The sequence below is a fragment of the Acidovorax sp. HMWF029 genome (genome assembly GCF_003060895.1).
GTDB lineage: Bacteria > Pseudomonadota > Gammaproteobacteria > Burkholderiales > Burkholderiaceae_C > Acidovorax.
Genome location: NZ_QAIH01000215.1, coordinates 1 through 13162 on the forward strand (window position 1 = coordinate 1; position 13162 = coordinate 13162).

Annotated in this window: 14 protein-coding genes; 11 read left to right on the plus strand and 3 right to left on the minus strand. The window is 63.1% G+C overall.

The window, feature by feature from the left end; all coding sequences use genetic code 11:
- Positions 1-278: 278 nt before the first annotated feature.
- The 5 genes from rpsF to dnaB all read left to right on the plus strand — a co-directional run bounded on the left by rpsF (position 279) and on the right by dnaB (position 3354).
- Entirely contained in the window at positions 279-668 is a 390-nt protein-coding gene (rpsF, locus tag DBR12_RS15090) for a 30S ribosomal protein S6 (RefSeq protein ID WP_094285575.1), read from the plus strand.
- A gap of 15 nt (positions 669-683) precedes the next feature.
- The gene (gene priB / locus DBR12_RS15095) at positions 684-974 is read left to right on the plus strand and encodes a primosomal replication protein N (RefSeq protein WP_108618013.1); all 291 of its coding nucleotides are present in this window, start codon (positions 684-686) and stop codon (positions 972-974) included.
- Between the two features lie 17 nt (positions 975-991).
- On the plus strand, positions 992-1273 hold the full coding sequence (gene rpsR, locus DBR12_RS15100) for a 30S ribosomal protein S18 (RefSeq protein WP_005795932.1): 282 nt from the start codon (positions 992-994) through the stop codon (positions 1271-1273).
- Positions 1274-1285: 12 nt separating this feature from the next.
- Positions 1286-1738: a 50S ribosomal protein L9 gene (rplI, locus tag DBR12_RS15105; protein ID WP_108618014.1), complete on the plus strand. Its 453-nt coding sequence runs from the start codon at positions 1286-1288 to the stop codon at positions 1736-1738.
- A gap of 191 nt (positions 1739-1929) precedes the next feature.
- Positions 1930-3354: a replicative DNA helicase gene (gene dnaB / locus DBR12_RS15110; RefSeq protein ID WP_108618015.1), complete on the plus strand. Its 1425-nt coding sequence runs from the start codon at positions 1930-1932 to the stop codon at positions 3352-3354.
- 74 nt (positions 3355-3428) lie between these two features.
- On the opposite strand, the gene DBR12_RS15115 is transcribed toward dnaB, so the two are convergent.
- From DBR12_RS15115 to DBR12_RS15125, 3 genes are all read right to left on the minus strand, one after another.
- Positions 3429-5180 (minus strand): PhoH family protein, encoded by a 1752-nt coding sequence (locus tag DBR12_RS15115; RefSeq protein WP_108618016.1) that lies wholly within the window; start codon positions 5178-5180, stop codon positions 3429-3431.
- Between the two features lie 214 nt (positions 5181-5394).
- The gene (locus tag DBR12_RS15120; protein WP_108618017.1) at positions 5395-5880 is read right to left on the minus strand and encodes a peroxiredoxin; all 486 of its coding nucleotides are present in this window, start codon (positions 5878-5880) and stop codon (positions 5395-5397) included.
- Between the two features lie 214 nt (positions 5881-6094).
- Positions 6095-6466, minus strand: a complete 372-nt coding sequence (locus DBR12_RS15125; RefSeq protein WP_108618018.1) for an Mth938-like domain-containing protein — start codon at positions 6464-6466, stop codon at positions 6095-6097.
- A 166-nt stretch (positions 6467-6632) separates the two neighbouring features.
- Between DBR12_RS15125 and DBR12_RS15130 the strand changes: the two genes are divergently transcribed.
- From DBR12_RS15130 to glp, 6 genes are all read left to right on the plus strand, one after another.
- Positions 6633-7877 carry a pyridoxal phosphate-dependent aminotransferase gene (locus tag DBR12_RS15130; RefSeq protein WP_108618019.1) on the plus strand — a complete coding sequence of 415 codons (1245 nt, stop codon included), beginning with the start codon at positions 6633-6635 and terminating at the stop codon, positions 7875-7877.
- Between the two features lie 71 nt (positions 7878-7948).
- A complete protein-coding gene (locus tag DBR12_RS15135; RefSeq protein ID WP_108618020.1) occupies positions 7949-9283 on the plus strand; it encodes a homoserine dehydrogenase in 1335 nt (444 codons plus the stop codon).
- A gap of 35 nt (positions 9284-9318) precedes the next feature.
- Positions 9319-9633, plus strand: coding sequence for a response regulator (locus DBR12_RS15140; protein WP_108618021.1), 315 nt, complete (start codon positions 9319-9321; stop codon positions 9631-9633).
- Positions 9634-9655: 22 nt separating this feature from the next.
- A complete protein-coding gene (gene thrC, locus DBR12_RS15145) occupies positions 9656-11101 on the plus strand; it encodes a threonine synthase (RefSeq protein WP_108618022.1) in 1446 nt (481 codons plus the stop codon).
- Between the two features lie 104 nt (positions 11102-11205).
- Complete coding sequence (mobB, locus tag DBR12_RS15150) at positions 11206-11763, plus strand: molybdopterin-guanine dinucleotide biosynthesis protein B (RefSeq protein ID WP_108618023.1); 558 nt, start codon at positions 11206-11208, stop codon at positions 11761-11763.
- Entirely contained in the window at positions 11760-13013 is a 1254-nt protein-coding gene (gene glp, locus DBR12_RS15155) for a gephyrin-like molybdotransferase Glp (RefSeq protein WP_108618024.1), read from the plus strand. Before mobB ends, glp begins: the two co-directional genes overlap by 4 nt.
- The last annotated feature ends 149 nt before the right edge of the window (positions 13014-13162 follow it).

The window sequence follows — 13162 nt, forward strand, 5'->3', positions numbered from 1 at the left end:
TGCAAAAACCGGGGTTGGACCGACTTGCATACCACCACGGCGCCCTGCGCGCAGGGCGCCGTGGTGGTATGCAAGTCGGTCCAACCCCGGTTTTTGCAAGGGTTGAACGTCCCTTTGGGCGCCATCTGGCGTCTTTTGTTGGACGCCTGTTGTGCGTGCCCGAGGGCTGCCAGAAAGCGCTGAGTGTACAAGCGGCGGCGGCCGGGCTATAATCGCAGGCTTTCCCTTGCCACACCACTTCTAGACGCGGTGGGTGGTCTCACCCAAAAGGAGTCTGCATGCGTCATTACGAAATCATTTTGTTGATCCATCCGGATCAAAGCGAACAAGTTCCAGCCATGCTGGAGCGCTACAAGGGCATGATCACCGCTGGCGGTGGCAAGGTGCACCGCGTGGAAGACTGGGGCCGTCGTCAACTGGCGTACCTGATCAACAAGCTGGCCAAGGCCCACTACCTGTGCGTGAACATCGAAGCCGACCAGGCCGTGATGGCTGAACTGGAGCACGCCTTCAAGTTCAACGACGCCGTGTTGCGCCACCTGACGGTTCAGAAGAAGAAGGCCGACACGGGTCCATCTTCCATGATGAAGACTGTCGAGCGCGAAGAAGCCCGCAAGGCCAGCCAAGCTGAGTACGCAGCTGCCGGCGGTGAGCGCGGCGAGCGCTGATCCATCCTTTTTGGAGTGGAGAACCGCGTAGTCTTGACCGCCTGTATCGCGGAGGCTGAACCCCTGCGCTACACGCCCGCCGGATTGCCTGCCATCACCCTGCGGCTCGAGCATGAGTCGCAGCAAACCGAGGCAGAACATCCCCGCGCAGTCAGGGCCGCCATCAAAGCCATGGCCTTCGGGGCAATGGCTGAGCGTCTGGCAAGGCAGAACATCGGAAGTCTCTGGACATTCCACGGATTTCTGGCCAACCCGCGCAATGGCAAGACCGCAGTGCTGCACATCCAGGATATTCAACAAAATTAATTTTCAAGGGGTCCGCAATGGCCACGTTCAAGAAGTTCAACAAAGACAAGCGCCCAAAGCGCAACACCCAGTCCCTGCTGTTCAAGCGCAAGCGCTTCTGCCGCTTCACGGTGACGGGCGTTGAAGAAATCGACTACAAGGATGTCGATACGCTGCGCGATTTCATCGCCGAAAACGGCAAGATCATCCCCGCACGCCTGACCGGCACGCGCGCCATCTTCCAGCGTCAGCTGAACACCGCCATCAAGCGCGCCCGCTTCCTGGCCCTGGTGCCTTACAGCGACCAGCACAAGATCTAAGGAGCACAACCCATGCAAATCATCCTGCTCGACAAGGTTGTGAACCTCGGCAACCTCGGTGAAATCGTCAAGGTCAAAGACGGCTACGCCCGCAACTTCCTGATCCCTTCGGGCCGCGCCCGCCGCGCCACCGAAGCTGCCAAGGCAGAGTTCGAAGCCAAGCGCGCTGAACTCGAAAAGGCTGCTGCCGCCAAGCTGGCAGAAGCCCAAGCCCAAGGCGAAAAGCTGGGTGGCACGACCATCAAGCTGACGCAAAAGGCTGGCGTGGACGGCCGTCTGTTTGGTTCTGTGACCAACCACGACATCGCCGAAGAGCTGAACAAGCAAGGCTACAAGGTTGCCAAGTCGCAAATTCGCCTGCCCAACGGCCCCATCAAGGTCGTGAGCGACAGCGCTGTGAGCGTGGCTTTGCACACCGACGTGGTGGTGGAAGTCAACGTGTCGGTCTACGGCGAAACTGCCTGATCGCCAGCGCGTAGATAATCTGCGCGACTCGCTGCGAAAGCCGCCTCCGGGCGGCTTTCGCGTTTTCGATCGGGCCATTTGTACAGGATTGCCCACCGGTCATCCACAGATTGCCCCCAGGCTTATCCATTCTGGCTGTCGTCTCTGGCGCCATGGGATAACCGGTTTCTAGACCTGTCCCGGAGAAATCCATGTCCGCTGTTTTCCCTCCGCTCGATGAACAGGGCTCGCTGCCATCCCCCAGCGAGGATCAGGAGATCGCCAAGCTGCGCACGCCGCCGCACTCCATTGAGGCCGAGTCCAGCGTGCTGGGTGGTCTGCTGCTGGACAACAATGCCTGGGACCGGGTCGGGGACTTGCTCAAGGAGGGCGATTTTTACCGCTACGAACACCAGGCCATCTACGCGGCCATCGGCGCGCTGATCAATGCCAGCAAGCCCGCCGACGTGATTACGGTGTTTGAGCAACTCAAGAACCAGGGCAAGGCCCAGGAGATGGGCGGGCTCACCTACCTGAACAGTCTGGCGCAGTATGTTCCCAGTGCCACGAACATCCGCCGTTACGCGGAGATCGTGCGCGAGCGCGCCATCCTGCGCAAGCTGGTCACGGCCAGCGACGAGATATCCACCAATGCCTTCAACCCGCAGGGCAAGACTGTGGAGCGGATTCTGGACGAGGCCGAGGCCAAGATCTTCGCCATCGGCGAAGAGGGGTCGCGCAACAAGCAAGGTTTCCAGTCGCTCGACAACCTGGTGATCGACCTGCTCGACAAGGTGCAGGAGATGGCCGACAACCCGGCCGACGTGACAGGCGTGCCTACCGGTTTCGCCGACCTGGACCGCATGACCTCGGGCCTGCAGGCGGGCGACATGATCGTGCTGGCGGCCCGCCCGTCCATGGGCAAGACTTCGTTCGCGGTGAACATTGCCGAACATGTGGCGCTCAATGAAGGCCTGCCTGTCGCGATCTTCTCGATGGAAATGGGTGCTGCCCAGCTGGCGGTGCGTATTGTGGGCTCGATTGGCCGGGTGAACCAGGGCAACCTGCGCACCGGCAAGCTCACCGACGACGAATGGCCGCGCCTGACCGAGGCCATAGAGCGGCTGCGCACCGTTTCGCTGCACATTGACGAAACCCCTGGCCTGTCTCCCGGTGAGCTGCGTGCCAACGCGCGCCGACTGGCGCGCCAGTGTGGCAAGCTGGGCTTGATTGTGGTGGACTATTTGCAGCTCATGAGCGGCTCGGGTTCGGCGGCAAGCTCGGACAACCGTGCGACCGAGCTGGGCGAGATATCCCGGGGCCTCAAGATGCTGGCCAAGGAACTGCAATGCCCTGTGATCGCGCTCTCCCAGCTCAACCGCTCGGTGGAGCAGCGCACCGACAAGCGCCCCATGATGTCCGACCTGCGCGAATCCGGCGCCATCGAGCAGGACGCGGACATCATCATGTTCATCTACCGCGACGACTACTACAACAAGGACTCCAAGGAGCCTAACGTGGCCGAGGTCATCATCGGCAAGCAGCGTAACGGGCCCACCGGCACGGTCAAACTCTTCTTCCAAAAGAACCAGACCCGTTTCGAAAATCTGGCCATGGGTGGCGGCGACGATTACTGACGCGCAAAAGACGGACGCCCCAAAAGCAAAAGGCCCCTGCCAGCGGCAGGGGCCTTTTCATTTTTGGTGCGATGTCAAAGAACTTCGCTGGCAAAGTCCGCCAGACGCGAACGCTCACCCCTTGCAAGAGTGATGTGCCCGCTGTGGGGCCAGCCCTTGAAGCGGTCCACCGCATAGGTCAGGCCCGAGGAGCCCTCGGTCAGGTAGGGCGTGTCGATCTGCGCGAGGTTGCCCATGCAGATGATCTTGGTGCCAGGGCCCGCGCGGGTGATGAGTGTCTTCATCTGCTTGGGCGTGAGATTCTGCGCCTCGTCGATGATCACGTACTTGTTCAGGAAGGTGCGCCCGCGCATGAAGTTCATGCTTTTGATCTTGATACGGCTGCGGATCAGCTCGTTGGTGGCTGCGCGCCCCCACTCGCCAGCATTGCCGCCATCGCCTTTGGCCAAAAACTCCAAGTTGTCGTCCAGCGCGCCCATCCATGGGCCCATCTTTTCCTCCTCGGTGCCGGGCAGGAAGCCGATGTCCTCGCCAACACTCACGGTGGCCCGGGTCATGATGATCTCGGTATAGCGGCGGTCGTCCAGCACCTGGGTCAGGCCTGCGGCCAGGGCCAGCAGGGTCTTGCCGGTGCCAGCTGTGCCAGTCAGCGTCACAAAGTCGATCTCCGGGTCCATGAGCAGGTTCATGGCGTAGTTCTGCTCGCGGTTGCGCGTCGTCACGCCCCACACGGCATTCTTGGCCGAACCGTAGTCTTTGAGGGTCTGCAACACCGCAGTCTTCTCGCGTATTTCGCTCACGCGTGCAAACAGACTGGGCTCGCCAGGGGCCTCAAAGTACACAAACTGGTTGATCATCAGCTGCTGAACGATGGGGCCACCAATGCGGTAATAGGTGTGGGCGCCGCTCTGCCAGCTTTCCACGTTCTTGCCGCTCTTGGTCCAGAAGTCGGGTGGGAGGGCCAGCACGCCGGCGTACAGCAGGTCGCCATCTTCCAGCGTCTTGTCGTTCTGGTAGTCCTCGGCGGTAAGGCCCAGGGCGCGTGCTTTGACGCGCATGTTGATGTCTTTGGATACCAGCACCACCTCGCGTGGCGCATGCAGCTTGCGCAGGGCTTCCACCACGCCCAGGATCTGGTTGTCGGCCTTGCCGGGGGGCAGGCTGGTGGGCAGGCTGTAGTCGAGCGGCGCAGTCTGGAAGAACAGGTGGCCACCCGCAGCGCGCTGGCCGGTGGAGTCGAGCTTGAGTCCCTTGGCCATGTCGGCGCCCTGGGCTGCGGCCAGTGCATCGAGCGTGCGGCTGGCTTGGCGGCCATTGCGGGCCACTTCGGTCATGCCCTTCTTGTGGCCGTCCAGCTCTTCCAGCACGATCATGGGCAGGAAGATGTCGTGCTCTTCGAAACGAAACAGGCTGGTGGGGTCGTGCAGCAACACATTGGTGTCCAGCACGAACAGCTTGGTCGGGCCCTGTGGCGCGGCTTTTTTGTTCCGAGGAGCCGTGGCGTTGGCTGCGGCGCTGGGGGTGGCTGCCGCACTGGTCGTGCGTGCCTTACGGGTGCTGGTGGCGCGGGCTGTGGGGGCGCTTGCGGGTTCCTGGCCGCGGGCATGGGTTTCGACAGGGATTTGCGGTGCTGCGACCGGGGATCCTGACGCCACAGGTGGTGCGCTCCCTGCTTTGCGCCCTGCTCGGGGGGCGGCGGTAGTGCGCAAGGGTTCGGCGATGGCTTCGTTGGCTGAGGCTTGTGATGCCCGCGGACGGGCTGTGACTTCAAAGGCTTCTGGCGCGAGGAGTGCAGCGCGCCGGCTGGGTGCGGGGGGCAGGGGCATGGTGGCAGGGCCTCGGTCGGTAAATGAGGAAAGGCAGGTCAGAAAGCAAAAAGCCGCCTGGAGGCCAAGGCGGCTTTTTGGGGTGGAGTGAACGTCGCGATAGCCAGGAGCATCAATCCATTATGCCCACTCTGGATGTCTTGCCGGGGCAAAACCGATGGGGTGTCGCGTCGATGCTCCAGGAGCTTGATCCGAGTACGCAGGTGGCGGCGGATCAGGCGGCCTTTTTCAGGGTCTTGATGGATTTGACGGTCTTGAGAACTTCGTCAACGTGGCCGGGTACCTTGAGGCCGCGCCACTCCTGGACCAAGATGCCATCGGGGCCGATCAGGAAGGTGCTGCGTTCGATGCCCTTGACCTTCTTGCCATACATGATCTTGTTCTTGACCACGCCGAACATGTGGCACATCTTCTCTTCGGTGTCGGCGATCAGCTCGAATGGCAACTCCAGCTTTTCCTTGAAGTCGTCGTGCGACTTCATGTTGTCGCGCGACACGCCAAACACGGCGGCACCTGCCTTCACAAAATCTTTGTACTTGTCGCGAAATTGCATGGCCTCCGTGGTGCAGCCAGGCGTGTTGTCCTTGGGATAGAAGTACAGAACCAGAATCTGGCCAAGGTGGGAGGTGTTGGAAACCTTGATTCCACCGGTCGCGTTGGCTTCAAATTCAGGGAGGGGTTTGTTGACAACGATCGCCATATCACTTCAATCTCTCAGGATGTAGTCGTTGGTAAGCCGGGGGAGTGGGGTGTGTTATTGCTCTTGGTGGTGCCCCCGACCGCAACCGGTGATTTTACCCCGAAATCGATTGCCGGCCAAATGTAAGACTGTGTGTCTTGCCTTTGGTGGCGCGCACTTTTGCAAGGCTTTGCATAGGCATTGCACCCCTTTCGCGGGGGCCGCTGGCAGGCCCTCAGGCCTCCAGAATGAGCGCTGCAACCACGTTCCGGCCTTCTCCGGCCAGGATGTTGTAAGTGCGGCAGGCCGCTGCCGTGTCCATGGTCTCCAGCCCGAGCCGCCGGGCCATCAGCGGTGCCAGCCAGGCGGGGGGCGGAAAGCGGTTGCGGGTTCCGCTGCCAAGGATCACCAGCTCGGCCTCCAGTGTGGCCAGTTGCACGAAGTGGTCCGGGGTCAGGTCTTCGAAGCGCGCACAGGGCCAGGCCTGGCGCAGCCCGCCGGAGCCGAGGATGACGCTGTGGGTGATCTTCTCTGCATCCACGCCGATCCAGCCGGGGCCATAGCCGCTGATGGTCTGTGCGTTCGAGCGGTCGGGCTGGAATTTCATGGATGTGCCTGTGGTGCGGTCTGCAGGGCGCCGCCGCAGGCGCGCGCGAGGGGAGGGGGCCGGTTCTGTGGTCAAATTATAGGTTTCGCCGAATGCCCAGCTGCCCTGGCCGCCTTGTTGCCGCTGTCTCGCCGTCTTTTCCACCGCTTCGCTTTTCCGTCAGCGCATGAAAACCGTCCAAAAATCCGCCAAGCTCGCCAACGTCTGCTACGACATCCGGGGGCCGATCATGGACGCGGCCAAGAAGATGGAGGAAGACGGGCACAAGATCATCAAGCTCAACATCGGCAACCTGGCCGTGTTCGGCTTCGATGCGCCCGAAGAGATCCAGCTCGACATGATCCGCAATCTGCCCAACTCGGCGGGCTATTCGGACAGCAAAGGCATTTTTGCCGCGCGCAAGGCCGTGATGCACGAAACCCAGAAGCAGGGCATCAAGGGCGTGGCACTGGACGACATCTACCTGGGCAACGGTGCCAGCGAACTCATCGTGATGGCCACGAATGCGCTGCTGGACACGGGCGACGAGTTGCTGCTGCCCTCGCCCGACTACCCGCTGTGGACGGCGGCGGCCAGCCTCTCTGGTGGCACGCCGGTGCACTACCTGTGCGACGAAGCCAATGGCTGGATGCCTGATCTGGCCGACATTCGCGCGAAGATCACGGCACGAACCAAGGGCATTGTGGTCATCAACCCCAACAACCCCACGGGCGCGCTGTACTCCGACGAGCTGCTCAAGGGCATCATCGCTATCGCGCGCGAACATGGTCTGGTGATCTTTGCCGACGAGGTGTACGACAAGGTGCTGTATGACGGCGCCAGGCACACGGCGATTGGCTCGCTGAGCGAGGATGTGCTCACGCTCACCTTCAACTCGCTGTCCAAGAGCTACCGCTCCTGCGGGTACCGCGCGGGCTGGCTGGTGGTGTCGGGCGACAAGAAGCCCGCCAAGGACTATATCGAGGGCCTGAACATGCTCTCTAACATGCGCCTATGCGCCAACGTGCCCGGCCAGTGGGCCGTGCAGACCGCGTTGGGTGGCTACCAGAGCATCAATGAGTTGGTGGGCGAGGGCGGTCGCCTGCGCAAGCAGCGCGACCTGGCCTATGAGCTGATCACCGCCATTCCCGGCGTGAGCTGCGTGAAGCCGCAGGCGGCGCTGTACATGTTCCCGCGTCTGGACCCGGCCGTGTACCCCATTGAGGACGACCAGCAGTTCTTCCTGGAGCTGCTGCAGGAGACCAAGGTGATGCTGGTGCAGGGCACGGGCTTCAACTGGGCCGCACCCGACCACTTCCGCATCGTTTTCCTGCCGCACGAAGACGACCTGCGCGACGCCATTGGCCGCGTGGCGCGTTTCCTTGAGCTGTACCGCAAGCGCTGCGGCACCGATCTGAGGCGCGTCGGTTGATACTCATTTTTTGATAGCTGCTAGCGCTTGCTGGACAGGCGCAAACCCCATTTTTGACTGGTAAATCTTCCATGAAACCCATCCAAGTAGGCCTTCTGGGCATCGGCACCGTAGGTAGCGGCGTGTTCAACGTGCTTGCTCGCAACCAGGACGAAATCAGCCGCCGCGCTGGCCGCGGCATTCAGATCACCATGGTGGCCGATCTGGACGTGGAGCGCGCCAAGGCGGTTGTGGGTGCTGACATCCAGGTCGTTAACGACGCCCGCGCCATCATCGCCAACCCTGACATCGACATCGTGATCGAGCTGATTGGCGGCTACGGTATCGCCCGCGCGCTGGTGCTCGAAGCCATTGCGGCAGGCAAACATGTGGTCACCGCCAACAAGGCGCTGCTGGCGGTGCACGGCACCGAGATCTTCGCGGCCGCATCGGCCAAGGGCGTGATGGTGGCCTTCGAGGCCGCCGTGGCCGGTGGGATCCCCATCATCAAGGCGCTGCGCGAGGGCCTCACCGCCAACCGCATCCAGTGGCTTGCCGGCATCATCAACGGCACCACCAACTTCATCCTGTCCGAGATGCGCAGCAAGGGCCTGGACTTCGACGTGGTGCTCAAGGAAGCGCAGCGCCTGGGCTATGCCGAGGCCGACCCCACCTTCGACATCGAAGGCGTGGACGCGGCCCACAAGGTCACGCTGATGAGCGCGATTGCGTTTGGCATTCCGGTGCAGTTCGACAAGGCCTATGTCGAGGGCATCACCAAGCTCGGCGCGGCCGACATCAAGTACGCCGAGCAACTGGGCTACCGCATCAAGCTCCTCGGTATCACCAAGCGCGCCGACAAGGGCATCGAGCTGCGCGTGCACCCGAGCCTGGTGCCCTCCAAGCGCCTGATCGCCAACGTCGAAGGTGCGATGAACGCCGTGGTGGTGCAGGGCGATGCCGTGGGCACAACGCTTTACTACGGCAAGGGCGCGGGCAGCGAGCCCACCGCCAGCGCCGTGATTGCCGACCTGGTGGACATTGCTCGCCTGCACACGGCCGACCCCGAGCACCGCGTGCCGCACCTCGCCTTCCAGTCCAACACGCTGCAGGGCGCCATGGACCAGCTGCCTGTGCTGCCCATGAGCGAAGTGGTCACCAGCTACTACCTGCGCCTGCGCGTGGCCGACCAGGCTGGCGTGCTGGCCAAGGTGACCGGCCTTTTAGCCGAGGCGGGCGTGAGCATCGACGCCGTCCTGCAGCGCGAGGCTGACGAAGTGGGCGGCGAGGGCTCTACCCAAACGGATCTCATCATCCTGACCCACGACACCCGCGAAGGCACGATGGACTCCGTCATTGCGCAAATGCAGGCGCTGCCCACCGTGCTGGCTCCCATCACGCGCATTCGCAAGGAAGAGCTCAACTGATGATGGGCCACGCTGCGCCATGATGCCGCCCCGCCATGCCCACGCTGGTTGCCGCCCTCACGCTGTCGGCGCTGCTGAAGATGGCGCATGTCGATCTGCCGCGCTGGCACCTGGCGTTCTGGTTCGGCCTGCTGGTCATGCTGGCCCTGTTCGGGTCCATGCCGCGCTGGCAGGCCATCCTCAACGGGATGGGCAGTTTTCTGGCGGCCTGGCTGTACTTCGTGCTGCTGGAGCGCACGGACAATTTCGAGGACAAGCCACTGCACTGGCTAATCCTGATCGGCGGCTTCCTGCTGCTGATCGCCTCACGTTTTTACCTTGATATCCGTGTGTACGGCATCAGTCTTTGAGCGACACCGACGGAACACCCTCATGAAATACCTCAGCACACGCGGCCACGCAGACCGCAAGCAGTTCTGCGATATCCTGCTCGAAGGCCTGGCACCCGATGGTGGGCTGTACCTGCCCGAGACGTACCCCAAGATCACTGGCGCCGCGTTGACCAAGCTGCGCAAGGCTTACCACGAGCAAGGCTACGCCGAGCTGGCGTTTCAGATCCTGTCGCTGTACATCGACGACATCCCCGCTGCGGACCTCAAGGCCATCTGCGCCAAGACCTACACCGCCGAGGTGTTTGGCACGGGCGAGATCGTGCCCCTGCGCCACCTCGAAGATGGCCTGTGGCTCGAAGCCCTGTCCAACGGCCCCACGCTGGCCTTCAAGGACATGGCGATGCAGCTGCTGGGCAACCTGTTTGAGTACGAACTGGGCCGCCGTGGCGAGCAGCTCAACATCCTGGGCGCCACCAGCGGCGACACCGGCAGCGCGGCCGAATACGCGATGCGGGGCAAGGCCGGCGTGCGCGTGTTCATGACCAGCCCGCACGGCCGCATGAGCGCCTTCCAGCAGGCGCAGATGTTCAGCCTGCAGGACGAGAACATCCACAACATCGCCATAGAAGGCGTGTTCGACGACTGCCAGGACATCGTCAAGGCCGTGTCCAACGACCACGCCTTTAAGCACAAGTACAAGATCGGCACCGTCAACTCCATCAACTGGGCGCGCCTGTTGGCGCAGGTGGTGTACTACTTTGCGGGCTACATCCAGGCCACCGAGACCAATAGCCAGAAGGTCAGCTTCACGGTGCCCTCGGGCAACTTTGGCAACGTGTGCGCAGGCCATGTGGCGCGCATGATGGGCCTGCCGATTGCCAAGCTGGTGGTGGCCACCAACGAGAACGATGTGCTCGACGAGTTCTTCCGCACCGGCGTGTACCGCGTGCGCGGCAGTGCCGACACGCATGAGACATCGAGCCCCTCGATGGACATCAGCAAGGCCAGCAATTTCGAGCGCTTCATTTTTGACCTGCTGGGCCGCAACGGCCAGCGCACCAAGGCCCTGTTCAGCGCCGCACTGCAAACCTACGGCCGCTTTGACCTGAGCGCGGACCCCTTGTTTGCAGAGGCCGCCAAGAAATACGGCTTTGAAAGCGGTAAGAGCACCCATGCCGACCGCCTGGCCACCATCAAGGACACCTTCGAGCGCCACGGCGTCACCATCGACACCCACACTGCCGACGGCGTGAAGGTGGCCCGCGAGCACCACCAGGACCCCAAGGTGCCCATGATCGTGCTGGAGACGGCGCTGCCCATCAAGTTCGCCGAGACCATTGTCGAGGCCCTGGGCCATGCGCCCGAGCGGCCCGCCAAGTTTGCGGGCATCGAAGACCTGCCCAAGCGTGTGCAGGTCATGCCCGCCGATGTGGAGCTGGTCAAGGCCTACATTGAGCGCCACTGCGCCCCGGCTGTGCAGGGTTGAGGCCGTCCCCTCTTTTGAGGGGGTGTTTGAAGAAAAAACGCCCCTGGCGCGCGTCTGGTAAGCGCTAGTAGCTATAAATAATGTAGCTAACCAAGGAGCACTGGATGAAGGTTGTCGGTTTTGCCGGGTTCTCCGGCAGTGGCAAGACCACACTGGTCGAGCAACTGATCCCCGAACTGCGGCTGCGTGGGCTGCGCGTGTCGGTGGTCAAGCATGCCCACCACAGTTTCGACATCGACCACCCGGGCAAGGACACCTACCGCCACCGCGAGGCCGGCGCCTTTGAGGTGGTGGCTGCGTCGGACAAGCGCCTGATGCTGGTGCGCGAGTTTGAGCAACCCGCCACGCTCAGCGTGCACCACCTGCTGGCCGAGCTTTACCAGGGGGTGGACTGGGTACTGGTGGAAGGGTTCAAGGACAGCGACCTGCTCAAGATCGAGGTCTGGCGCGCCCCCGAGCCCGGCCAGGTGGCCAAACCCGTGCGCTACCCTGAGGACGACTTTGTGGTGGCCGTGGCCACCGACGCCCCTGGGGGGCTGCCTGTGCCCACCCAGTTGCCATTGCTGGACCTGAACGCGCCCGCGCAGGTTGTGGATTGGCTGATCCAGTACGAGCATCGTTTTGAATACGACTGCGAGCTGTACGGGGCGGGGCTGGCATGAACCGCCCCCACAAACCCCTGAAACCGCTGGACGAGGCGCTGGCCGACCTGTTGGCCCATGCCTCCCCCTTGCGGGGCACGGACACGGTCACCACCTTCGATGCCGACGGCCGCGTGCTGGCGCAGGACTGCGTTTCGGCGCTGCAGGTGCCCCCTCAGGACAACAGCTCGATGGACGGCTACGCCGTGCGCTGCGCCGATGTGACGGCCTCAGGGGGAGTGTTGCCCGTGTCACAGCGCATTCCTGCTGGCATTGCGGGCGACCCGCTGCAGCCCGGCACTGCAGCGCGCATCTTCACCGGCGCGCCTGTGCCTGCAGGCGCCGATGCGATCCTGATGCAGGAGGACTGCGAAGCCCTTGCCACCGCCGATGGCCTGGGTTCGGTGCGCATCAACGCCGTCCCCCAGGCCGGCCAGTGGATCCGCAGCGCGGGCGAGGATATCACCCGGGGTGCGGTGGTGCTGTCGGCGGGCACGCGCCTGACCCCGGCCGAGTTGGGCCTGGCGGCCAGCATCGGCCTGCACGAACTGCAGGTGGTCCGCCGCCCGCGCGTGGCGCTGTTCTCCACCGGCGATGAACTGGTCATGCCCGGCGAGGTGCCGCCCGAGCAGATGCGCCCCGGCGCCATCTACAACAGCAACCGTTTCTTCTTGCGCGCCATGCTGCAGCGCCTGGGCTGCGAGGTAACCGACTTCGGCATCGTGCCCGACCGGCGGGATGCCACCATCGCAGCCCTGCGCGACGCGAGCGCCGCGCACGACCTGATCCTGACCAGCGGCGGCGTGAGCGTGGGCGAGGAAGACCACATCAAGCCCGCTGTGGAAACGCTGGGCACACTGGACCTGTGGCAGATCGCCATGAAGCCTGGCAAGCCCTTCGCGTATGGCCAGATCCCGCGCGACGGGGGCGCCGCGCATTTCATGGGCCTGCCCGGCAACCCGGTGTCCAGCTTTCTGACCTTTGCACTGCTGGTGCGGCCCTTTGTGCTGAGGCTGCAGGGCGTGCGCGATGTGGCTCCCCAATCCATCGCGGCCCGCGCTGATTTTGTGTGGCCCAAGGCCGACAAGCGCCGTGAATTTCTGCGTGTGCGCCACAACGCCGCAGGGGGGCTAGACCTGTTCGGCAACCAGAGTTCGGGCGTGCTCACCTCGGCCGCCTGGGGCGACGGGGTGGTGGACAACCCGGCGGGCCAGACGATTGCTGCGGGCGACACCGTGCGGTACATCGCCTTCTCGGAACTCCTGTCATGAACGTTAACCCCCACGCTTCCGACTTCGTGTGGTCGCTGGCCTTGCAGGCCGCGGCGTTGCCAGAGTCAACGCCTCTTCGGGCTGTCCAGTCCTGCGCAGACAGGACCAGAGCCGCACCCCTCAGCCCCGAGGAGGCCGCTTTTCATCTT